We start from the raw sequence: 23,471 nt of genomic DNA, 5'->3' as shown, positions 1-23,471 counted from the left end.
AGCTGCCATGGATGCTGAACTGATTCTCGACGCACGCAATGCCACCGGCGAAAGCCCGGTCTGGAGCGCCCGTGAGCAGGCACTTTACTGGGTTGATATCCCGGCAAAACGCCTGCACCGCTGGAGTCTGGCGGACGGTACCAGCCAGAGCTGGGAAGCGCCGCAGATGCTGGCCTGCATCGCGCGTTATGGCGACGGCAGCTGGATTGCGGGCATGGAAAACGGCCTGTTCCGGCTCGTCGCCACTGATGATGGCAACCTGAGCGGCACGCCGCTGACCAGCGTGCCGCATGCGCAACCGGGCATGCGTTTCAACGATGGTCGCTGTGATCGCCAGGGTCGCTTCTGGGCGGGCACCATGCTGCTGGACATGGCCGCGGGCGCACCGGTCGGCGCGATGTATCGCTACAACGTCGGGCAAACCGAGCCATTGCACGCACAGCTCGACGGTTTCATCGTCCCCAACGGCCTGGCATTCAGCCCTGACGGCGCAATCATGTACCTCTCGGATTCGCACCCCAGCGTGCAGAAAATCTGGGCTTTCGACTATGACACCGACAGCGGTACGCCCCACAACCGCCGCCTGTTTGTCGACATGAACAGCTATCTGGGCCGTCCCGATGGCGCCGCCGTCGATGCTGACGGTTGCTACTGGATCTGCGGCAACGATGCCGGCTTGATTCATCGCTTTACGCCGGCCGGCAAGCTCGATCAATCCCTGGTGGTCCCGGTGAAGAAACCCACCATGTGCGCGTTTGGCGGGCCGAATCTGGACACCTTGTTTGTGACGTCGATTCGCCCTGGTGGCGATATCAGTGATCAACCCCTGGCCGGTGGCGTGTTTGCGTTGCGACCGGGCGTCAAAGGCCTGCAGGAACCTGAATTCAGGGGCTGAACCCCCCACTTTTTTCCCAACAATGCCGCTGCACAACATTAAAAAAACAACAACAACACTGGAGTTATCCATGGATTTCAAACGCAAGCTTCTCATCGCAGCACTTCCGCTGGCTTTCTGCATGTCAGGCCTGGCTCAGGCGGAAGTCAAAATCAAATTCGCTGAAGTTCACCCGGCCGGTTATGCACCAGTAGTCGCCGAGCAGGCCATGGGCAAGAAGCTCGAAGAGCAAAGCAAAGGCGAGATCAGCTTCAAGATGTACGCGGGCGGCGTGCTCGGCTCCGAGAAGGAAGTTGTGGAGCAGGTCCAGTCCGGCGCCATCCAGATGACCCGCGTCAGCCTCGGCATCGTCGGGCCGGTAGTACCGGACGTCAACGTCTTCAACCTGCCGTTCGTGTTCCGCGATCAGGCGCACATGCGTACGATTATCGACGGGGAAATTGGTCAGGAAATCCTCGACAAGATCACCAACTCCCAATTCAACATGGTCGCTTTGGCCTGGATGGATGGCGGCACGCGCAACCTGTATACCAAGAAACCGGTACGTCAGATCTCTGACCTCAAGGGTATGAAGATCCGCGTGCAAGGCAACCCGGTATTCATCGATACCATCAACGACATGGGCGGCAACGGCATCGCCATGGCCACCGGCGAAATCTTCAGCGCCCTGCAAACCGGCGTGATCGATGGCGCAGAAAACAACCCGCCGACCTACTTCCAGCACAACCACTATCAGAACGCCAAGTTCTACACCATGACCGAGCACTTGATCCTGCCTGAGCCGATCGTGATGTCCAAACCGACCTGGGAAAAGCTCACGCCTGAGCAACAGACCCTGGTGAAAAAACTGGCCAAGGAAGCACAGGCTGAAGAGCGCGTGTTGTGGGACAAGTCGTCCGCTGAAGCCGAAACCAAACTCAAGGCTGCTGGCGTGGAATTCATCACCCTGACACCTGAGCAGAAAAAAGCCTTCTACGACGCGACCCAATCGGTTCGTGACAAGTTTGGCGCACCTTACAAAGATCTGATCAGCCGCATCGAAGCCGTTAAAACCAACCCGGCCCTGGCCTCGGCAAAAAACTAAGCTGCCCAATAAGTCTGTCCGATAACGCTGCGGGGGCGAGCGCAAGCTCGTTCGCCGCCGCTGTGGTGAGCCCCCATGAAAAACACGCTACTAAGCATTAACGACATTCTGTATCGGGTCTGCGTCGGGATCGCCGGTATGTCGATCCTGATCATGACTCTGATCATTCCCTGGGGCATTTTCGCCCGTTATGTACTGGGCAGCGGTTCCAGCTGGCCGGAACCGACGGCCATTCTGCTGATGGTGGTGTTCACCTTTTTCGGTGCCGCCGCCAGCTACCGCGCGGGCGCGCACATGGCTGTGGCCATGGCCGTCGACCGCATGCCAGCTCAGGTGCGCAGATTTGCCGCCTTGGCAGTGCAAATCCTGATGGCTGTGGTTGCCCTGTTCATGATCTTCAAGGGCTTCAAACTCTGCGCCACCACCTGGAATCAGTTCGTCGGCGAACTGCCATTCCTGCGGGTCGGCATTTCTTATCTGCCGATTCCCATCGGCGGCATCATGACGTTGATTTTCATCCTGGAAAAATTCTTCCTGGGTGACCAAAGCCACCGCGCGGTCATGCGGTTCGACGTTGTAGAAGCAAGTGAAGGTGCCGCATAAATGGATGCTTTTATACTGTTGGGCAGCTTCATCGCGCTGATTCTGGTTGGCATGCCGGTCGCCTATGCGCTGGGCCTGTCGGCACTGGTCGGTGCCTGGTGGATCGATATTCCCGCCGACGCCCTGATGATTCAGATTGCTGGCGGCGTGAACAAATTCTCCCTGCTGGCGATTCCGTTCTTCGTCCTGGCGGGCGCGATCATGGCCGAAGGTGGCATGTCACGACGGCTGGTGGCGTTCGCTGCGGTACTGGTGGGTTTTGTGCGCGGCGGTCTGTCGCTGGTGAACATCGTGGCGTCGACCTTCTTCGGCGCGATCTCCGGTTCTTCCGTGGCCGATACCGCCTCGGTGGGCTCGGTGCTGATTCCGGAAATGGAGCGCGCCGGTTATCCCCGTGATTTCTCCACGGCGGTGACGGTCAGCGGTTCGGTACAAGCCTTGCTGACTCCGCCGAGCCACAACTCGGTGCTCTACTCGCTGGCCGCTGGCGGCACGGTGTCCATCGCGTCGCTGTTCATGGCCGGTATTCTCCCGGGCCTGCTGCTCAGCGCAGTGATGATGGGCCTGTGCATGATCTTCGCCCGCAAGCGCAATTACCCCAAAGGTGAAGTCATCCCGATGCGCCAGGCGTTGAAAATCGCCGGTGAAGCGCTCTGGGGCATGATGGCCATGGTCATCATTCTCGGCGGCATCCTGTCGGGTATTTTCACCGCGACCGAATCGGCGGCCATTGCCGTGCTCTGGTCGTTCTTCGTCACCATGTTCATCTACCGCGACTATAAATGGCGCGACCTGCCCAAGCTGATGCACCGGGCGGCACGTACCATTTCCATCGTGATGATCCTGATCGGTTTCGCCGCCAGCTTCGGTTACATCCTGACGCTGATGGAAATCCCGATGAAGATCACCACGGCGTTCCTGACGCTGTCGGATAACCGTTACGTGATCCTCATGTGCATCAACGTCATGTTGCTGCTGCTGGGTACCGTGATGGACATGGCGCCGCTGATTCTGATTCTGACGCCTATCCTGTTGCCGGTAATCGTCGGCGTCGGCGTCGACCCGGTGCACTTCGGCATGATCATGCTGGTCAACCTGGGGATCGGACTGATTACACCGCCGGTGGGTGCGGTGCTGTTTGTCGGTGCTGCGGTGGGTAAAGTGACCATCGAAGCAACCGTAAAAGCGCTGCTGCCGTTCTATCTGGCGCTGTTCCTGGTGTTGATGCTGGTGACTTACATCCCTGCAATCTCGCTGTGGCTGCCGAGCGTGGTGTTGTAACAGTCCAATCGAGGTTCATAGCGACACATGTGGGACCGGCTTTAGCCGGGAAGGCAGCACTGCTGACGATACATATGCGTCGGCAGTCCCCACTTCCCGGCTAAAGCCGGTCCCACGAGGTTATTCACCATCCTCTGTTTTCCAGCCAAGGAGGCTGGTTGCTCATGTCCGTTCCTGCGCTGTTCCCCCGCCATATCGCCGTACTGATCCTCGCTCTTCTGGCCTGCGCGTTCGCGGGCAACCATATCGCGGCACGTATCGCTTTCGACCATGACACCGGTCTGCTGCTGGCCATCCTTTGCCGCTCGGGCGTGACGCTGCTGGTGCTCACCGGCCTGGTGCTATGGCAACGGGAACGTCCGCGTCTGACGGCGCGTACCTGGCGCTGGCAATTGCTGCTCGGCTTGTTGATCGCAGCGCAAAGCTTTTGCATTTATTCCGCCGTGGCGCGGATTCCGGTGGCGTTGGCGTTGCTGATAACCAACATCGCACCGATTCTGCTGGCGCTGCTGACCTGGGCGCTGGGCGGTCCGGCACCGACCCGCCGCGCGGCGTTGCTGATGGGGCTGATCCTGATCGGCCTGGTGTTCGCGCTGGACGTTCCCGAGCGGTTATCCAGTCAGGCCAGCACCGAGGCGCAATGGCTGGAAGGCATCGCCTTCGGCTTTGCGGCAGCGGGTGTGTTCGCCTGTGCGCTGTGGATCACCGACCACAAACTGTCAAGCATGCGCGGCACGGTGCGTAGCATGTTGACCATGCTGATCGTGTTCAGCGCCGCTGCCCTGGCGGGTTTCAGCGGCCTGTTGCCGGGCGGCATTTCGTTGCCCGGCACGTCCACGGGCTGGACCGCTCTAGTGTGCCTGGTGGCGTTGTACGGGATTGGCTTTTCTCTGCTGTTCATCTGCATGACGCGCCTGGACATGGCCCGCAACGCGCCGGTCATGAACATCGAGCCGGTGGCGAGTCTGCTGTTTGGCTGGCTGATCCTGGATCAATTGCTCAGCAGCGGTCAGGTCGTCGGGGGCCTGATCGTGGTGACCGGTATTGTGCTGCTGACCTGGCGCCGCGCCACACCTTGAGTCGTCATTCCATTTAATCGCGCATTGCTGCGCCCAACACGGTGGATCGCCATGCAGCCGCACATCCTGACCCTTGAAGATGGCGTGACGCGCCTGACCCTGGCCCCGCAAACCGGCGGCAGTATCGCGAACTGGAGCGTCATTGCCAGCGGCCAACCCTTGTTGCGGCCCAACGATGAGCAGGACTTGAGCGCGGGAACGCCGCGCAAGCTGGGGTGTTATCCGCTGGCGCCCTGGTCGAACCGCATCGGTAACGGGGGTTTCGAGATCCCGCAAGGCTGGCTGGCGCTGGAGCCCAACAGCGCCAACGACGCCTTGCCGATTCATGGCAGCGCCTGGCAGCAACCCTGGCAAGTGATCGAACAGAGCGAGCGGCACGCCTGCCTGCAACTCGACAGCACCATCCCCTTCGCCTACCGCGCGCAGCTGCGTTACAGCCTGGACGAAGGCGAGCTGAGCATCGTCCTGAGCGTCACTCACCTTGATCCGCGCGCCGCCTGGCATGGCCTGGGTTTGCACCCGTACTTCCCGCGTACCGCCAACACGCGTTTGCGCGCCAAAGCTGCGCAAGTCTGGCTCTGCGATGACGCTGGCTTGCCTACGCAGCTCGAGAATCTACCTGCCGAATGGGACTTCAATACGTCGAACGCCCTGCCCGAGACGCGTCTGGACAACGGCTTCACGCAATGGGACGGCAATGGCCTGATCAGCCAGCCGGATCTGGGCTATGAGCTGGAATGCCAGGCCAGCGGCAGCCGCTTCTTCCTGGTCTTTTGCCCGCCGGGGCTGGATTTCTTCTGCTTCGAACCGGTCAGCCACCCCGTCAACGCCCACCACCTGCCGGGGCATCCGGGGTTGCAGCTGTTGCAGCAGGGGCAAACAGCGGAGTTGAGTTTCAGGTTGCGGTATCGGGGGGTGTGACGAATATGAACTGATGATGAGCTGTGCAGACTGTGTGGGAGCGAGCTTGCTCGCGAAGACGTTATCGCAGGCGACGAATCTGCCGACTGGAATTCCGATTCGCGAGCAAGCTCGCTCCCACAGTGATTCATCTATCAATCAGTACGCTGCACCTTCACCCCCAACGACTGCAACGCATCCCAATAACCGGGATAGGTCTTGCCCACGCAATCGGGGTCGAGGATGTTGATACCGGCGATTTTCAAGCCGGCCAGGGCGAAGCACATGGCGATGCGGTGGTCGGAGTGGGTGTCGATCAGCGCGTCCACGGTTTGCCCGGCCAGTTGCGGATTGGCGTGGACGATCAGGTCGTCGCCCTCTTCCACTGCCAGACCCGGCGCGATGGCGCACAAGCCGTGGGACAGCGCGGAAATGCGATCGCATTCCTTGACCCGCAGGTTCGCCAGGCCAACGAAACGCACCGGCTGATTATTGAATGCCGCCAGTACCGCCAGAGTCGGGATCGCGTCCTGCATTTGCGAACCGTCGATCACCGCCGGCATGTTCGGGAAGCTGCTGATGAGCTGGCTGGCCAAGGCATCCGGCTGGGTGAAATCCTCAGCCGCGACGCCCAGATCAATCGCGCCATCGGTCAGCGCCTGGGCGGCCCACAGGTAAGTGGCCGCCGAGGCATCAGGCTCAATGTGAAAATCGGTGGCCTGATAACCGGTGGCGGCGACTTTCCATGCGGTGTCACCCACGGCTTCAACCTGGGCACCGAAGGCTTTCATCGCCGCCAGCGTCAGGTCCACATAACCGCGCGCGCCGATGTCGCTGCCGGTCAGGGCCACTTCCACAGGACCTTTGCCGCAAGCGCCGGCCATCAGCAAGGCCGACACGTATTGGCTGGACAGGTTGCCATCAATTTCGATACGTCCCGCCGCGAGTCCGCCCTGGCCTTTGATGGCGACCGGAGGGCAACCGCTGGGCGCGCTGATGTCCACGCCCATGCGCTGCAACGCATCCACCAGCGGCCCAATCGGACGCTTGCGCATGTACTCGTCGCCGTCGACCACGAACTCGCCCTGAAAGTTGGCCAGCGCGGCAGTCAGGAAGCGCGTGGCCGTGCCCGCGTTACCCAGAAACAGCGCTTGCTGTGGCGCGTGCCATTGGCCGGTACTGGTGACCACGAAGGTGCTGTCGTCCGGCTCATCGATCTGCACGCCCATCAGGCGCAAGGCTTCGGACATCACTCGCGTGTCGTCGCTCTTGAGCGCCCCGCTCAGGCGACTGGTGCCTTTTGCCAGACCGGCCAGCAACAGCGCGCGGTTGGTAATCGATTTCGAGCCAGGCGGGCTGACACGGCCAATCAATGGCCGGTCCACCGGCAATACAGTGAGAGTGGATGAAGGTCGCATGATGCCCCTGATCGTCGCCGGAAAAATCGCGATCCTACCAGCAATCGGCTCTGCTCCAGAATGCAGGCGGGCATAAAGCCGGGTTTTTTCTACACAGACCTTGGCTTGCGGCAGCATATAGATAGCTAGATATCTAGCTATCTATATCGAAGCGCCCTGCTCCAGCCGTTGTCCGGCCGGGGTTTAATCGTGTACGGAGACTTGATTGCGGCCGTTTTTCTTCGAGATATAAAGTGCCTGATCAGCCCGCTCGATCAGGCTCTTGTAACTGGCCGTCGGCGTGGCGAGGTCCGCTACCCCAAGGCTGACGGTGCAGCGGATCGCGTGCCCGTCGTACTCGACCACTTCGGCTTCGATGGCCTGGCGCACACGTTCACTGAAGATACGCGCGCCCTCTTTATCAGTACCGGGCAGCAGCACCGCGAACTCTTCGCCGCCATAACGCCCGGCAATATCGGCATCACGGGCATGATGACGGATCACCTCGGCGACCCGCTGGATAACTGCGTCACCGGCCTGGTGACCATAGGTGTCGTTGACCCGTTTGAAGTGGTCGATGTCGAACATCACCAGCGAGGAGTTGGAGGCATAGCGACTGTGCCGCGCGTATTCGAGCTTGAGCGCTTCTTCCCAGTGACCACGGTTGTACAAGCCAGTCAGGCGATCGGTGCTGGAGAGCTTTTGCAGCTCGGCGTTGGCCGCCTGTAGCTGATGACGGTTGGTGGCAACGTCGGTGACGTCGTAGATCACCAGGCAGATATGGCTGATTTCGCTGTTGGTCGAGCGCAGCGGAAACAGGGTGGTGTTCTGGTACATGAAGTCTTCCTGCCCGGTAATCGGCTGGTAGTTCTTGAACCGCACCAGATAGGGCCGCTGTTCCCAGATGGTGAACGCCGGCGTACCCAGCGTCACCACGCTGTCGATTTTCCTGCTGAACCACTGTTCGTTGACTTCCGGGAACATCTTGAAAAATGACTGGCCAGCCGCTTCAGACGGCACCACACCCGAGCGGTTTTCCATAAAAGTGTTCCAGACCTGCACCCGGTAATCCCGATCCAGCACCACAACCCCCACGTCAATACTCTGGGTGATCGTCAGCAACCAATGAAGTTCTTTGAGATCGATACTGTCGTTCATGGGTCAGCCCATCAGGTAAGCGAGTTTGCGAGTCAGCAGTTCCACCGAGTCTTCGGTGAACAACATCAGCAGATCGAAATGGATATTGTGGCCTTCAAGGCTGTAGCTGATTTCCACCGCCAGGGTTTTCTTCCAGCGTTGCTGGTTGATGCGAATCAACTCGTCGATGCCGCCATGCGTGCCCAGCACTTGCGGATGGCCTTGGGAAAACTCCACGTCGATCTGCTCGGCGATGCCACTCAAACAGGCACCAATCAGGATCGTGGACAGATCCAGAAGCATTTCCATGTCCGAGTATTCGGCCGAGTCGCGGTTCATCAACTGGGCCATGTCGGCGACTTCCGAATCATGGAAAATCAGCAGCGCTTCTCCGGCGATGCCACCGCCGATATAGCCCTGGCAGACGGCGGTCAGGCGATCACTGCTCTGGGCATCGGCCAGCGCCATGTGCAACTCGCCCACCTCAAGCATGTTGACGTTGGGCACCGGCAATTGCACAAAAACCCCAAGGACCCGCGCCAGCAGCGCCGCCGCACGGCCCATCGCTACGTTGATGGTTTCGCGAAACGTATCCTGGAAGCTGATCAAACCGGTGTTGCCGGCCGGAATCACGGCCTGCACCGCTGGTTCGCCCAACAAGCCAAGGCGATTTAGAGTCTGCTTGAGTTCTTCGGGATCAGCCGGCTTTTTCAGAAATGCCAGCGCGCCCAGCTCCATGACCCGGCGTACCGCTTCTTCCTGGACGTCGCCGGAAACCACGATGATTTTGGCTTCAAGGTTTTCCGCACGAATGGCGGCCAACGCCTGGTAGCCGTCCATGACCGGCATGGTCAAATCCAGCAGTACAACCTGACCCAGACCATTGCGAACCGCGTCAAGACCTTCCTGGCCGTTGGTGGCCATAGTGACCGACACGCCCCAATCGGCGGGTAAAGCCCTTAACAGCTGCTTGCGCGCCATGTTTGAATCGTCGCAAATCAGCAGGGGAATCATGGGCATTGCTTTCTTTCTCACTGCAAAAGAGTTTCGGGCGCATACGCTCGAGAGGATTGGTGCGTTTATTTCAACAACGGGTAAATGAAACACATCCATGCACAAGCAGCTTGACCCATGCCTTCATAACGCTTCGATTGAGTGAAATATTCACCGATTCCGTTTACCGCTGCGCTCGATGCAATATTTGTGCTCAACAAATATTTAAAGGTCTGGATCAACGCACGCGCCTAAGCATCTGTTTTTTTTATACTCACTCATCCACCGTCAATACCTTGGCCTATCCACCTGTATACAGGCAGACCCTGCTGATCGGCTAATTCCTGCGATGGATGGCGAATAAATCTGACTGCGGAATGACCGCCCGGAATGCCGCAAAAATAAATGCACCATCGCTGCCGCGTTGAATATTCGTGAGCCATGGATGGACCGGTTATTTATTTCCTACGGCCAAGCACGGCAAATTCGCCATATTCCTGAGCACTTCAATGACGGATTACAAAAATCCTGCTCGCAAACTGCAGTCGACCTTTTCCCGGCCTGAACCGAGGCCTTCGCGAGCCCGCCTCTCCCCCTGAAAAGCGTGAATACCTCGACACCATAAAGTCGTTTCTTCCCGCTATCCCAGCAATCAAACAGAATATTGGCGTCAGCAACAGCCGCAAAACAGCATTTTGTAATCTGTTGGTATTACTTAAATTGGCGTCAGAAAAAATATTTTATATTTAACAAAAATAGTAATGGCACTTTGTGCCAGCCCTTATATAAATCGCCTTCCAACCCGTCAGCGACTTTGCGACATATGAATGACTCACGGAGTATGAGTGCAAACGTTTTGCAGCTGTGCCTGGTCACAACAACCTTTGCTGAATCGAGCGTCAGCGATATGGCAACACTGGCACAACAACGAACGCTCACCAGTAAGGAAGTCGGCGGGCTCAAGTTGCTTAAAGAAGCTGATAGCGACTGTAAGTGACATCGCCAGGTTGGCAGGTCACCACCGCACCTGTAGGACCGGACTTGTCCGGGAAGGCGTCGGTTCAGGCGCTGCATTTCCAGCGCCTGACAGATTTGTCCCTGCGACAGCGATCAGTAATCCCAGAAAGCCGCGATCCAGCGAAAGGCGTCACCACTCGCTGCCGCTTCTTGCATCAGGCGGACCCGAACACGAACCGACTCCTCGGGGTCATGTTCAAAACCGTTGTGCCAATCGGGGTGTTCGAAGGCGACCGGGAACAGCGCCGGCATTTTCGGTGTAGGTGAAATCGGGCGACTCCCAGAACGCGACCTCGGTCGCCGCAACGTGGATGCGCACGTCCGGGCGCAGGCGGCTTTTCACATTGTCGACCAGCAGCCCGCCGATATGGTCCATGTGCATGTGCGTAATCACCACGTCGGTCACGGCCGCAAGATTGATACCGGCGGCTTCCAGTCGTTTGGGGAGCTGCCCGGCCCGCGGAAAGCCGGGGAACTGCCCTCCCAGCCCTGCGTCGACGAGAATGAGCTGCTCGCCGCTGCGCACCACCAGGACGTTCAGCGCCCAATCGAACGCGTCCGGCCCCAGGTACATGTCTTTGAACCAGGCGGCACGATCAGCTGGACTGGCGTTGGTAGACATTGTCGAGGTCGGCAGCGGCAGCACCCCATCGCTGACCACCAGCACATCAATCGCGCCGACCCGCAGCGCATAGCGCGACGGAACCAGCTCCTCGAACCCCAATCCGGCGTGCGAAGCGGTGGGCTCGCTGACGGTTGCTGCCTGCTGATCGCTCACTGCCTGATTCTGGGTGACGTGGTTCAGATACGTTGTCATGGTCGCTCTCCTGTTGCTTGGGTCAAGAACTCGGGCGGTAGCCGCTCTCTCGGAGGTGAGAGCAGCGGATAACCAGGAGAATGAGTCTGCGTCGCGAGCAGCGGCCCCGAAACCATACTCGGGTATAGCCCGCGACCGCCGACCGGGCGCTGCATGCCGAATGCCTCTGTTGAAGGCGAGCGCGAACAGCGCAAGAACGGATCGGACAGCAGGCAGCGACACAGCTTCCCTGCTTCATACCTATGTATGTCTGGCCGCCGCAGGCGGCGCTTCAGCGCATGTGTGATCGGGAATACCGCCTCGTGAACAAGTTCGCTCTTACAGACATGCGTTCACTTGCACGGCATCTAGGGCAATGCCTTTGATATTCCGACACATACCCGATATGGCTAGCATCAATGTGCCACCATCGAATGAAATGTGAATCATTCGATCTTTTTTTAATTAATATTCTTGCAACTGAACTTTTATTGTCCGACACTCGCTGCATCGAGTCCGACAATATACAGGCGTCATTCGCGTGACTATCACGCTCAGGTTCATCCCGTAACGTTTCTATATGCTGCTTTTCGCGACATCGGTATATAAGAAAAGGTTCGTGCTTACAGACGAGTGGTATTGGATAAACACCAAACCCCTGTAAACAAAGGGCGAAACGCTAAACCAGAAGCCCGCAAGGTATCCTCTTTTAAAAACACAAAACCTCTTAAAGACCCATAAGAAAAATAAAAGTTTCACACTTAAGAATTAAACATTATTTTTGCATTTAACCCTTTGCAGTCCTCGCGGTTAGTGTTAATAATCCGGCCTGTTCCGGGAAGCAAGGCAATGCGCCATCTCACACGAAGTGAATATCAAGCTTTCATTCCGATTAAATCCCCGGCCCGATAAAACTCATTACGTTAGTTTGCTCAAGATGCCATCACACCTTGAGCAACTGTTGTGCGGCGCAAAAGCTGCGCGAGGAGGGCATCATCGCTCGTAGTCATTCAAGGATTAAAATCCTGTCGATTTTCGGCACACGTCCAGAAGCCATCAAGATGGCTCCTTTGGTTAAAGCTTTGGCTGCAGAACCGGGTATCCACTCGCAGATCTGCATCACCGGCCAGCACCAGAGCATGCTTAAACAGGTGCTGGAGCTGTTCGATCTGAAAGCTGATTTCACTCTGGATGTGATGACGCCGCACCAGACCCTCAACTCGCTGACCGCTGCGCTGTACGGGGCGATTGATCCGGTTCTGGAAATGACCCAGCCGGATCGTGTGCTGGTGCATGGCGACACCACCTCCGCGATGGTCGCGTCGATGTGTGCCTTCCATCGCCGCATCCCCGTCGGCCACGTGGAAGCCGGGTTGCGTACCGGTGATATCTACAGCCCGTGGCCGGAAGAAATGAACCGTCGCTGCATCGACCTGGGTGCCGACATGCTGTTTGCCCCGACCGATGAGTCGCGTCGCAACCTGCTGGGCGAACGCTTGCAAGGGCGCACTTTTGTCACCGGCAACACGGTGATCGATGCCCTGCAATTGACCGCGCAACGCATCGAGCAGGATGCCGAGCTGCGTGCCAGCCTGGATCAACAGTTTTCCTTCCTGCAGGCCGGCCGCAAGGTCTTGCTGGTCACCGGGCATCGTCGGGAAAACTTCGGCGACGGCTTCCTCGATATCTGCAAAGCCCTGCGTCAGCTGGCGCAGCGCAGCGATATCCAGATTGTCTACCCGGTGCATTTGAACCCCAACGTCCTGGGCCCTGTGACGGAACACTTGGGCGACCTGCCCAATGTGCACCTGATCCAGCCCCTGGATTACCTGGCGTTCGTGCGCTTGATGCAGCTTTCCCACGTGATCCTTACCGATTCCGGTGGTGTGCAGGAAGAAGCACCGTCGCTGGGCAAACCGGTTCTGGTCATGCGTGACGTCACCGAACGGCCTGAAGCCGTGGCGGCGGGCACCGTGCGTCTGGTTGGCACCCAGCCGGACTCGATCATCAGCGGCGTCAATGCGCTGTTCGACGATGACCTGCTGTGGCGTCGTGCCTCCCAGGCGGCCAACCCGTACGGCGATGGCAAGGCCAGTTCGCGCATTGTCGATGCCTTGATGGGCCGTCCGGTGGACGACTTCGTCGTTGGCCAGCTGAACCTTGAGCATGCGGCAGCGGACAACACCCGCCCGGCTTTCACCTATCAGTAACAAACGCTCGTCCCCTCTATCAGCTTGAGATCTGCCTGAATGAAGTCTTCCGTTGCCACCCATACGGGCGCGCTCAGCGCCCTTGCCTGTGGCGTGAGCCTGCTCGCGCTCATGCCGAACTTTGCCCTGGCGGCGGACAGTCCGCTCACCCAGGCGATCAATCGCCTCAATGCCGATACGCAGCAACAGCGCGAGATCCGCTTGCGAGATCTGGGGATCGACGCACCGATCATCCTCGGCTCCACCGATTCGCGTCGCGAGTTGTACCTGCCGGTTCCGGCCGGCGTGCCGCTGACCGATGCGTCGCTGACCTTCGATGCCAGTTATCTCAATGGCGAAGGCGGTCGCAACACCTTGCTGCTGTCGCTGGATGGTTATCCGGTTCGTGCCGAAGGCTTGAGCGAAGCCCAGGGCAACGCCAGCTCGACGTTGGGCGTGGACAAGGCCGCTCGCGACAGCGGCTCGGTCCGCCTGGGCGTGGCCTGGTCGTCGGTGGTTTCCCGCGTGCTATGTGAAGACGAACGCGCCATCGGCAACGTGTTGCGCATCGAGCCCGACACCCGCCTCAATTACAGCTACGACGCCAACCTGTTGCAGGACGTGGGCGCCGCCTGGACCGCATTGCCGGGCAAACCCGGGATCATGGTCGCGCCAGGCAGCCTGACGGCCGGCAGTTACGATGCCGCCTGGCGTTTGGGCGTGGCATTGGAGCGGATCGGCAAACACGCGCGTATCCTGCCCTTCCCTGCCGTCCAGGACAGCGTCGACCTGAGCGCTCTGCGTATTCCGGCCGAATTGCAGAACATTCCGGCCTTCGCCGCTCTCAATGGCAAGGGCGCGCATACCCTGGCCAACCCGGCGGAAATCGGCGCATTGCTGATGCTCGGTCAGACCCCGAACGTGCAGGCTGACCTGGCGATTAACGACCCGCAATTGCTCAAGGCGATCAATGAATCCCTGGACGCCTTGCAGAGCCAGTTCCAAGGCGCCGACGCCAGCGCAGGCAGCGCGTTCACTCAATGGCGCGAGCGTCATGTGAATGCCGGTCTGGCCGCCAAAGGTACCGACAACGTACGCCTGGCCTTGCTCGGCACGCGTCCGGTATTGATGATCGCGCCTGAAGCCACCGGCAAAGCCATGGCCCTGTTCAGCAGCGCCTGGAACAAACTGGCGCGCAGCCGCACCTTGACGGTCAGCGAAGCACAAATGCCGTTGAGCGCCGATGGCCGTGTGGCCTTGGCTAATCTGGGCGGCAACCCCGGCACCATCGACGTGCTCGCCAAGTCCGACTGGAGCGCTTCGTTCCCGTTGGGCAGCGTCGCCTACGACGGTCGTCTGCCGGTCAAGGCCGTGGTGGATGTCTCCGCCGCACCGGGAGCTTCGGACACGGCGCCAGTGGCGTCGCTGTTTCTCAACGATTACCTGATTGGCGCGCAACAACTGGTTGCCAACGGCGAGAAGCAACGCATCGAAGGTCGGATCCCGAGCTATGCATTGGGTTCGAAAAACGTGCTGCGTGTGTCATTCCAGCGTCAGCCGGTCAGTGATCGCTGCCTGGAAACGCCACAAGCGTTCCCGGTTTCGGTGCTGCCGACCAGCCACATCGTGCTGGACAAAATCAGCCTGAATGACGGCTTCTCCGGCATGGCCGCGCGGTACGCCGTGAACACGCAAATCCTCGTGCCTCAGGCGTATCTGGATCATCCGGCGAGCAGCTTGCCGCAAGTGATTTCGGTGGCCGATGGCGCCGGTGTTTCGCCACTGCGCGCCGAACTGAAAGTCAGCGCCGATCCAAAAGCCACGGTCACGCCGGACAAAGACTTCCTGGCCTTCGAGTTGCCACTCAAGGACAGCAAGGAATCGGTCCAGGTCGATGATCAGGGTCGCCTGCGCATCAATCACAAGGACCAGCCGCTGCTGGACCTGCACCCGCTCAATCACCTGGCTTCGTTGCAGGCTGTGGACGCCGGTGGGCAGCACGGTCTGATCTACCGCGCCCTGGGCAGCGACGCGCCAACCTTCACCAAACCGGTGCTGTTGACCCGTGGCGACGTGACGATTCTGGGCGACAACGGCGTGGTGACGACTTTCGACACCAAGGACCCGAGCGGCAGCCAGTTCATCGACAAGGAAGAACCAAAAGGCCTCGACGCCTGGCGCACCCCTTCGCTGTTGTGGTTGATTCCCGGCGGCATCCTGTTGGTGCTCATCCTGATGCTGGCTGGCCGTAGCGCCCGTCGCAATCGCCAGTAACGGAAACCTTCGATGACGTCGCTTTATTGGCCTTACTGGCTGGCCCACTACTACAGCTTCCTGGAAGTCGCGACCATTGTGGTCGCGGTGCTGATCCTGATCTCCAGCCTGGACGATCTGTTCATCGACCTGTGGTACTGGTCTCGCCGCCTGTTCCGCAAGTTCACCGTGGATCGCAAATACCGGCCACTGACGGCCCAGCAACTGCTGGACCGGGATGAACAGCCGTTGGCGATCATGGTCCCGGCCTGGCTGGAATACGACGTCATCGCGCCGATGATCGAGAACATGGTGTCGACTCTGGATTACCAGAACTATGTGGTCTTCGTCGGCACTTACATCAACGACCAGCGCACCATCGATGAGGTGGAGCGCATGCGTCGGCGCTACAAACAATTGCACCGCGTGGAAGTCCCGCATGCCGGGCCGACCTGCAAGGCCGACTGTCTGAACTGGGTGATCCAGGCGATTTTCCTGCATGAGGAAACCCACGGGGTAACCTTCGCCGGGGTCGTGCTGCATGACAGCGAAGACGTGCTGCATCCACTGGAACTGCGCCTGTTCAACTACCTGTTGCCACGTAAAGACATGATCCAGTTGCCGGTCGTGTCCCTGGAGCGTAACTGGTACGAATGGGTTGCGGGCACCTACATGGACGAGTTCGCCGAATGGCATGGCAAGGATCTGGTTGTCCGCGAAAGCATGACCGACACCGTGCCCTCGGCCGGCGTCGGCACCTGCTTCTCGCACCGCGCCCTGCAAGTGCTGGCCGGGGAAACCCAGAACCAGCCGTTCAACACTGACAGCCTCACCGAGGACTACGACGTTGGCGCGCGCCTGGCCAAAGTCGGCATGAACGCGATCTTCGTGCGCTTCCCGGTGGAGTTCCGGGTGTTGCGTAAATCGTGGTTCCGTAAACCCTACGAATCGACCCTGAAGATGCCGCTGTGTGTGCGCGAATTCTTCCCGGACACCTTCCGCACCGCGTTCCGCCAGAAAGCGCGCTGGACCCTGGGCATCGGCCTGCAAGGCTGGGAACAGATGGGCTGGAACGGCTCGCTGGCCAACCGTTATCTGCTGTTTCGGGATCGCAAAGGCGTGGTGACGGCGTTCGTCAGCATCCTCGCCTACGTGATTCTCGTGCAGCTGGTGGCGCTGATCATCCTGCGTCAAAGCGGGTTGTGGGACGTGAGCTTCCCGACGCCGTTTGAATCCAATGGCTGGATCAAGTATCTGCTGATTGCCAATGGTCTGGCTCTGGGCTGGCGCATCCTGCATCGCTGCTACTTCACCACCGTGTTGTACGGCTGGCAGCACGGTTTGCTGTCGATCCCGCGCATGGTGGTGGGCAACTTCGTCAACTTCATGGCCGCGTCACGGGCGTGGCGTATGTTCCTGGTCGGCAAGGCGCTCAATCGCAAGCTGGTCTGGGACAAGACCATGCACGATTTCCCGTCTACCGATCTGGTCGCCGCCGCGCCGCGCAAGCTGGGCAGCGTATTGCTGTCCTGGCAGGCGATCAACGACACCAATCTGCAAACGGCGCTGGACGAACAACGGACCCGGCACATGCCGCTGGGTCGGATTCTGCTCAGCCACGGCTGGCTGGATGACGAAACACTGGCCGAAGCCATCGCCTTTCAGAACGATCTGCCGCGAGTCTTCGATGTGGCCCACAAGGCCGATGCATCGCTGCTGACCGATGAATTCGCCCTGCGCTGGCGCGTTGTGCCGTTGGGGCTGAACGAGGAAGGCCGGGCGCAAATCGCCGTGGCCAGCCCGTTGACCGCCGAAGGCCTGCAACAGATCAGCGATGAACTGGGCAGCGAGCCGGTGCAGCTGATTGCCCGGGAAAGCGAAATCGTCGCGCAATTGCGCAACGTGAACGCTATTGACGGCCAGTCCGTACCCAATGCCCGTGCGCCGTTGCTGGGTGATTTGCTGATCGAAATGGGCCTGCTGGACCGCGACGTGTTCAGCCGCGCCATGCTCAGTTATCGCCCGCAGCACCACGGCCGCATTGGCGACTATCTGGTCGATATCGGCGTGCTGCCCCGCGCCACCATCGAACAGGCCGTGGCCCGTCAGCACAGTCACTACCCAACGGAGCTTCCGGCATGAATCGCCCCTTCCTGACGCTCATGGCCACGGGGCTGAGCCTGTTGCCGGCGCTGGCCCATGCCGAAATCCTGCCGCTGCCGTTGAGCGGTCCGGCGTACCAGACTGCCAACGAAGCCTACAGCGCCTACGACCGCAAGGACTACGACCTGGCCATCGCCAAGGCCCGCGAAGCCTTGCGCCAACGCGCCGATGTCACCCGTTTGAACCGGCTGATCGTGCAGGCGCAACGCGACAAGGAAATGCGCGATAACCCCAAACGCTATCCGCAATCGCAGTCGCGCCAGGCCCCCGGGTTCAGCGCAGCGGCCCAGGCGTTCAAGGCTTACGACCGCGATGACTTCGGTGTCGCTGCGCAATCAGCACGCAAAGCCATCGCCCAGGCGCCCAAACGCATGGATTATCGGCTGCTGCTGATTGAATCCCTGCAGCGCCAACAGCATCTGCAAGAAGCCGATCAGGCCACCACGGAAGCCCTTCGGGTGTTCCCGGATGACGACACCTTGCTGATGCGCCGCGAAGCCATTCGCCGCCAGTTGGCTGCGCCGCTGGCGATTGCCGGTTATCGCGCCCTGGAAGGCGGAAACTTGCCGCTGGCCGTGGATCAAGCGCGCAAGGCCGTGGCCTGGGCACCGGAAATCGGCGCTCATCAGCAACTGCTGATCAGCACGCTGATCGCCGCCAAGGATTATCGCGGCGCCGAACTGGCCGCCACTGGCGCGCTGGCTCAGGATGATGGCGAAACCGCGCCGTGGATTCTGCGCAGCTACGCCCTGGATCGGCAGGGCAAGACCCAGGCCGCGCAAGCCGATCTGAATCGGGCGCTGGCCATCGACGGTTTGCTGGATTCGGAAGTGCGCGAGATTCGTTTTTTCGCCGCCGACCTGGCGCTGGCCAACAACGAGCCGCAACAGGCACTGGACCAGCTGCAAAAGCTGCCCGCCGACACGGGCGGTGAAGTCGCCCGTCGCCGTGCCGCTGCGCAGGTCGCCTTGCGCCAGAAGAACAACGGCCTGAAAACCGCAATCCACTTCCCCGCGCCTGCGCTGAATTGCCAGGAAAGCGCGTTCGGTCTGATCTGCGATATCTGGCCCGGCAACCAGCGCGACGGCGGTACCGACATGGCCGTGCAGGCTTACGCTGCACTGGCCCGCAAGGACTCCGCTTCAGCGGCTGCTCTGGCTAGCCAGGCCATCAGCCGTGCGCCGCAAAACCCGGCGTATCGCAGCCTGTTGGTTAGCGCGCTGACCGAGCAGAAACGCCTGCCCGAAGCAGTCGCCGCAGCCAGCGACGGCCTGCAAGCCAATGGCGACGATGCGCGCTTGCTGGCCCAGCGCGGTCGCCTGCGTCAGCAAACCGGAGATGACGCCGGTGCCCGCCGGGACTTCACTCAAGCCCTCGCGCTGGGCAGCCTGCCGACTTATGAAGAAGCCAGCCTCTACGCCGCACTCGGTCAACGCCGCACCGCACGCGAACGCTTGCAGCAGGCGCGCAATGCCGGCGAACTGGATGGCATGACTGATCTGCAGGTCGCTTATCTGTCGGTTCAGGCCGGTGACGATGACGCCGCTCACCAGTCATTCCGCAAGGCCGATGCCGCCAAACCGCTGCCGCCGACCGCCACTCAGGATGCGGCCTACACCGCGATGCGCGTCAATGACGACGAGCACGCGGTGGCTTACTTCAAGCGGGTGATCGACGCGAAGAATTCCGGCGCACTGGATATGCCTGAACAACAGTTGTTCGACACCCGACGCGCCGTGGCGGATGTCTCGCGCACCTGGGGTTTGACCAGCACCACCAGCTATCGCGGCAACAGTTCCAGCAGCGGTCTGAGCTCCGCACCTAGCACTGGCACCAACAACGGTAATGGCGGCAGCGGCAGTAGCAGCAACGACAGCCTGCAAAACAGCACCGAGCTTTCGTGGCGTCCGCTGGGTTACCGCAACGCGCGTTTCGTCGAGCTTTACGGCCGGGTCACCGACACGCTGTGGAGTAAGAACAGCGATTCGGACACCGGTCTGGATGCCCTGCAAGGCGCGCTCGGCGTGCGGGTCAAGCCGTTCACTTCGCTGAACGTCATGGCCGCCGTTGAACGCACCTTCCCGCTCGGCTCGTCGGATGTCGACGGCGACTGGCTGCTGCGTCTGGGCTACGGTTCCAGCATCGGCACTGATTTGCGCGTCGATACCCCCAGTTGGTGGACGTCGCAGTTGTTCGCCGAAGCCGGGCATTACGTCAACGATTCGCGCAACTACATCAACAGCGAATGGCAAGGCGGCCGCAGCTATGCCATCGGCGGCACCGGCTCGCGCTGGGTGACTTTCCCGCATGTGGTCGCAGCCTTTGATTACGACTCCAAAATGGACAGCGAAACCAGGTCCGACGGCAGCACCGACTATTCATCCGGGCGAGCCGGCGGTGTTGGCGTGGGCAACAACGTGCGCTACTGGTTCCGCGAAGACACCTACAACGCGCCGCGCTCCTATGTGGATTTCTCGCTGCAATACCGAGTGAAGGTGTTTGGCGATGACCGCGCCAAAGGCGTGTTCGCTCGCCTGACTTACTCCTATTGAGGACTTTTATGCACCCTCGTCTTTGGTTGTTACTGGGGCTTGGCCTGGCCTCGACAGCAGCGCAGTCCGCGTCGGAAATCGCGCAGCTCTACGCGCCGAAACTGCCGGAAGGTTCGGCGTGGGTGCGGGTGGTCAATCCATCCGACAGCGCCGTGCAAGTGAGCGTGGATCAAAAACCAGGCATCGCCCTGTCGGCGCAGTCGGTGGTCGCCAGCCCGTTCCAGGTGGTGGACTCGCGACAGCCGCTGCGCGTCTCGGTCAACGGTCGTGAGATCAAAGGCCTGAGCGTGCCGAAAAACGCCTTGGTCACGCTGGTTCTCGACAACGAACTCGCCGCTGCACCTCGGGTCATCATTGATCCGCAGCCGCGTGGCAAAGACCTGCGCGCCGAGCTCAACGTCTACAACCTCAGCCCAGGCTGTGAAAAAGCCGACATCAAGTTGGCCAATGGCTCCAGCGTGTTCAGCCAGCTGCCGCTCAAAAGCCAGGCGCAACGCACCATCAACCCGGTGCAGGCGACCTTGATTGCCAGCTGCGAGCAGAGTGTCAGCCTGCCGCTCACCCTTGAGCCGTTCAAAGCAGGTGATCGTTACAGCCTGTTCCTGGTCGGCTCGCGCCAGACCCCACGCCTGATTGGCCTCGTTGACCAGACTGCCCCATGACTATTCACGTAAAACCTGAGCGTTTCCTGCGTCACCTGCCAGTCTCCGCAATGATTGCCGGCGTGCTGCTGAGCCTGTCGGGCACTGCCGTACAAGCCGCCTCGGCGGTCATCACCGGCAAGGATGGCTGGTTGTTTCCGGCCTGGGAAAGCCTGAACAAGGTCGACAATGCTGGCACCGCGCGCAGCATCGACCTGATCAAAGACGTTCAGCAGCAGCTTGAGCGCGAGAAGATCGCCCTGGTGGTGCTGGTGGTGCCGATGAAAGCGCCGTTCTACGCCCAGCGTCTGCCCGCCGATCAGTCGTTGAGTCCGGCGGTGGTGCAGCGCTACGAGCGTTTGCAAAGCGACCTGAGCAAAGCCTCGCTGACCACGCTGAACATCAAGCCGATCCTGCAACAGACCGAACAAGGCAAACAGACCGCGTTTTACCGCGCCGATTATCACTGGACCGCCTGGAGCGCCGAGAACACCGCCGACGCCACTGCGAAACTGATCAGCGGACGTTATCGCCTGCAGGGCGAACCCGGCGGTGGGGCGGTGCTGGGCGAATGGTTCGACAAGCGCGCGTTCGGTGACCTGGCCAGCAACTTCCTGCCCGCCATCAAGCGCAAAGCCATTGGCCGCGACATCTACACCGTGCGCCATCAGGTCGAAAAAGACCTGCTGATCGACGACGCTCCGGCGCCGGTCCAGGTGATCGGCAACAGCTTCGTGCAGCCTTATCTGGGCTATACCCAGAAGCTCTCCAGCGCCCTGGACCGCCCCGTCACCCTGACCTGGAACCCCGGCGATGTCGGGCCTTGGGCGACGCTGCTGCAATATCTGGAATCCCCGGACTTTGCCCAGCACAAGCCGCAAGTGATTGTCTGGCAATTCAATGAGGGTCAGTTTCATCTGGGCCCCGACGCTGCTGCCAACTGGAACGCCAAAGGCGTGACTTCGCTGAACCAGTGGCATCAGCGCATCAAGAAGGCGCTTCCTTGAAGATTCTCGGCAAGACCCTCAGCCGTGCCAGTCTAGGCGTTCTGCTGCTTGCAGCGACGCTTGGAACAGGTACCGCCATGTTATACGTCACTGCTGTGAAACCGCTGGACCCCGGCATCGTCGGCATCGTCTGGCAGCCGGACAACAAAACCGTCGGCATCAAGGGCGACTGGCAAAAACTCGGCGCCCGGGAGTTGCTGGTGCAATGGACCGTGGTCGACGATCAGGCCTTCGTGCCTGGCACCGGCCTGCCCAACGTGCCGGTATTGCCGGACTGGGCACGCATCGCCAAAGAGCCCTGGGCCCAGGATGTAATCGTCGGGCTGGCGGGTTACTTCAGCGAAAACCGCTCGCGGGACAACATCGAGCAACTGGCCGCCGTGTCCGAACGCATCGCCAGACTGCCAACGCCGCTACACGTCACCGGCTATTACTTCCCGGCGGAAGTCGACCCCAGCTGGACCCGCGCCAAGGAACTGCCTGCGCTGCTCGCCAAGCTGCCGCGTCCGTTGTGGATCAGCGTCTACGACGGCGCCAACATTGGCCCCGCCGCCACCGCCGACTGGCTCAAGCAATGGCTGCCGGACGACATCGGCGTGTTCTTCCAGGACGGCGTCGGCGTATATGCCCGCACCGCCCCCGTGGCCCGCACTTACGCTGATGCCTTGCGCGAACGCCTGGGCAAGAAGCGCGTGCGGATCATCGTCGAAGCTTTCCGGCCCAACTATGGCGGCGGCTTCCGTTCCGCCACCGCTGCCGAGTTGAAACCGCAACTGGCCGCCTACAACGGCTATCCGCTGTACCTGTTCGACGGCCCGCATTACGTGACGCCGGCGTTGGTCAAGGCGTTAGCGAAGTAACACCTGCCTTGTGTCGCCTATCAGCGTTGCCGCATCCAGATCGACTTCGCTACGCGCCTGGCATCAGGTGCCGCTGATCAATCAGGTTGCGCGACGAGACGCGCGCCTTTCTGAGTGACCTTCTGGCCTGGAGTGAAGCGGGCATTGGGCGAGCGCACGATGCTGCGCTCGCCTTGGCTGTTTTCTATTTCATAGGCTGTGCCGCTCAGGTCAGATGCTTCCTGAACGGTGCCGCCCATCCAGAAACCGGCACCTGCGCCTGCAATTGCCCCAATAGGGCCGGCTGCGGCGCCAATCATCAAGCCGGTCAGCGCGCCGTAACCTTTGCCTGCGATGGTCTCGGGCACTTCCCGAATGACTTGGTCTGCCATCGTCAAAGCGGGTACGAACGCGCATACGGATAAGCAAAGGAGGATTGCACTTCTCATGTTGATTCCTATAAATCAGTTAAAGACATCCAGCTCCTTCATTAAACGTGCCAATGAAAAACATCTTTATATTCAGATACATAGGATTTTATAGGTCATAATAACCATTTTAATTATGGTCTTTATGACCTTTCTAGTCGTGTCTTTATGACCCAGATCAATATCCGGGCGCGGGTTTGAGAGGATGATGAACGAG

General features: G+C 60.1%; 17 protein-coding genes and 1 pseudogene. 13 read left to right on the top strand and 5 right to left on the bottom strand.

What is annotated here, in order from left to right; all coding sequences use genetic code 11:
- Window positions 1–7: 7 nt before the first annotated feature.
- The 6 genes from ACP7E4_RS18210 to ACP7E4_RS18185 all read left to right on the top strand — a co-directional run bounded on the left by ACP7E4_RS18210 (window position 8) and on the right by ACP7E4_RS18185 (window position 5,863).
- Window positions 8–895 (top strand): glucurono-1,5-lactonase, encoded by an 888-nt coding sequence (locus ACP7E4_RS18210; protein WP_426116407.1) that lies wholly within the window; start codon window positions 8–10, stop codon window positions 893–895.
- A gap of 70 nt (window positions 896–965) precedes the next feature.
- Window positions 966–1,979 carry a TRAP transporter substrate-binding protein gene (locus tag ACP7E4_RS18205; RefSeq protein WP_426116405.1) on the top strand — a complete coding sequence of 338 codons (1,014 nt, stop codon included), beginning with the start codon at window positions 966–968 and terminating at the stop codon, window positions 1,977–1,979.
- A 75-nt stretch (window positions 1,980–2,054) separates the two neighbouring features.
- Window positions 2,055–2,582 (top strand): TRAP transporter small permease, encoded by a 528-nt coding sequence (locus tag ACP7E4_RS18200; RefSeq protein ID WP_426116403.1) that lies wholly within the window; start codon window positions 2,055–2,057, stop codon window positions 2,580–2,582.
- Window positions 2,583–3,863, top strand: coding sequence for a TRAP transporter large permease (locus tag ACP7E4_RS18195; RefSeq protein ID WP_426116401.1), 1,281 nt, complete (start codon window positions 2,583–2,585; stop codon window positions 3,861–3,863).
- A 164-nt stretch (window positions 3,864–4,027) separates the two neighbouring features.
- Window positions 4,028–4,942, top strand: coding sequence for an EamA family transporter (locus tag ACP7E4_RS18190; RefSeq protein ID WP_426116399.1), 915 nt, complete (start codon window positions 4,028–4,030; stop codon window positions 4,940–4,942).
- Between the two features lie 51 nt (window positions 4,943–4,993).
- Entirely contained in the window at window positions 4,994–5,863 is an 870-nt protein-coding gene (locus ACP7E4_RS18185; protein ID WP_426116397.1) for an aldose 1-epimerase, read from the top strand.
- 134 nt (window positions 5,864–5,997) lie between these two features.
- On the opposite strand, the gene aroA is transcribed toward ACP7E4_RS18185, so the two are convergent.
- From aroA to ACP7E4_RS18165, 4 genes and pseudogenes are all read right to left on the bottom strand, one after another.
- Entirely contained in the window at window positions 5,998–7,260 is a 1,263-nt protein-coding gene (aroA, locus tag ACP7E4_RS18180; protein ID WP_426116395.1) for a 3-phosphoshikimate 1-carboxyvinyltransferase, read from the bottom strand.
- Between the two features lie 183 nt (window positions 7,261–7,443).
- The gene (locus ACP7E4_RS18175; protein ID WP_426116393.1) at window positions 7,444–8,397 is read right to left on the bottom strand and encodes a diguanylate cyclase; all 954 of its coding nucleotides are present in this window, start codon (window positions 8,395–8,397) and stop codon (window positions 7,444–7,446) included.
- Between the two features lie 3 nt (window positions 8,398–8,400).
- Window positions 8,401–9,396, bottom strand: a complete 996-nt coding sequence (locus ACP7E4_RS18170) for a response regulator (RefSeq protein WP_426116391.1) — start codon at window positions 9,394–9,396, stop codon at window positions 8,401–8,403.
- A 1,083-nt stretch (window positions 9,397–10,479) separates the two neighbouring features.
- A pseudogene (locus tag ACP7E4_RS18165) lies at window positions 10,480–11,203 on the bottom strand (MBL fold metallo-hydrolase).
- 974 nt (window positions 11,204–12,177) lie between these two features.
- Here ACP7E4_RS18165 and wecB point away from each other — a divergent pair.
- From wecB to ACP7E4_RS18130, 7 genes are read left to right on the top strand one after another with little or no spacing between them, the layout of a single operon-like run.
- Window positions 12,178–13,392 carry a non-hydrolyzing UDP-N-acetylglucosamine 2-epimerase gene (gene wecB, locus ACP7E4_RS18160; protein ID WP_426116499.1) on the top strand — a complete coding sequence of 405 codons (1,215 nt, stop codon included), beginning with the start codon at window positions 12,178–12,180 and terminating at the stop codon, window positions 13,390–13,392.
- Window positions 13,393–13,431: 39 nt separating this feature from the next.
- Window positions 13,432–15,645 carry a hypothetical protein gene (locus ACP7E4_RS18155; protein WP_426116389.1) on the top strand — a complete coding sequence of 738 codons (2,214 nt, stop codon included), beginning with the start codon at window positions 13,432–13,434 and terminating at the stop codon, window positions 15,643–15,645.
- Between the two features lie 12 nt (window positions 15,646–15,657).
- A complete protein-coding gene (locus ACP7E4_RS18150; RefSeq protein WP_426116387.1) occupies window positions 15,658–17,766 on the top strand; it encodes a glycosyl transferase family protein in 2,109 nt (702 codons plus the stop codon).
- Entirely contained in the window at window positions 17,763–20,339 is a 2,577-nt protein-coding gene (locus ACP7E4_RS18145) for an NfrA family protein (RefSeq protein WP_426116385.1), read from the top strand. The genes ACP7E4_RS18150 and ACP7E4_RS18145 overlap by 4 nt, the downstream gene beginning before the upstream one ends.
- Window positions 20,340–20,347: 8 nt before the next feature.
- Entirely contained in the window at window positions 20,348–21,001 is a 654-nt protein-coding gene (locus ACP7E4_RS18140) for an alginate O-acetyltransferase AlgF (RefSeq protein ID WP_426116383.1), read from the top strand.
- A complete protein-coding gene (locus tag ACP7E4_RS18135; protein WP_426116381.1) occupies window positions 20,998–21,987 on the top strand; it encodes an alginate O-acetyltransferase AlgX-related protein in 990 nt (329 codons plus the stop codon). The genes ACP7E4_RS18140 and ACP7E4_RS18135 overlap by 4 nt, the downstream gene beginning before the upstream one ends.
- Complete coding sequence (locus tag ACP7E4_RS18130) at window positions 21,984–22,847, top strand: hypothetical protein (protein ID WP_426116379.1); 864 nt, start codon at window positions 21,984–21,986, stop codon at window positions 22,845–22,847. Before ACP7E4_RS18135 ends, ACP7E4_RS18130 begins: the two co-directional genes overlap by 4 nt.
- Window positions 22,848–22,924: 77 nt before the next feature.
- Here ACP7E4_RS18130 and ACP7E4_RS18125 read toward each other — a convergent pair whose 3' ends face one another.
- Window positions 22,925–23,218 (bottom strand): hypothetical protein, encoded by a 294-nt coding sequence (locus tag ACP7E4_RS18125; RefSeq protein ID WP_426116377.1) that lies wholly within the window; start codon window positions 23,216–23,218, stop codon window positions 22,925–22,927.
- Window positions 23,219–23,471: the final 253 nt, after the last annotated feature.

This window comes from Pseudomonas sp. DSP3-2-3, assembly GCF_049898225.1.
Lineage (GTDB): Bacteria > Pseudomonadota > Gammaproteobacteria > Pseudomonadales > Pseudomonadaceae > Aquipseudomonas.
Note: the sequence above shows the minus strand (reverse complement) of the source record. Positions and strands in the feature narration are given on the sequence as shown.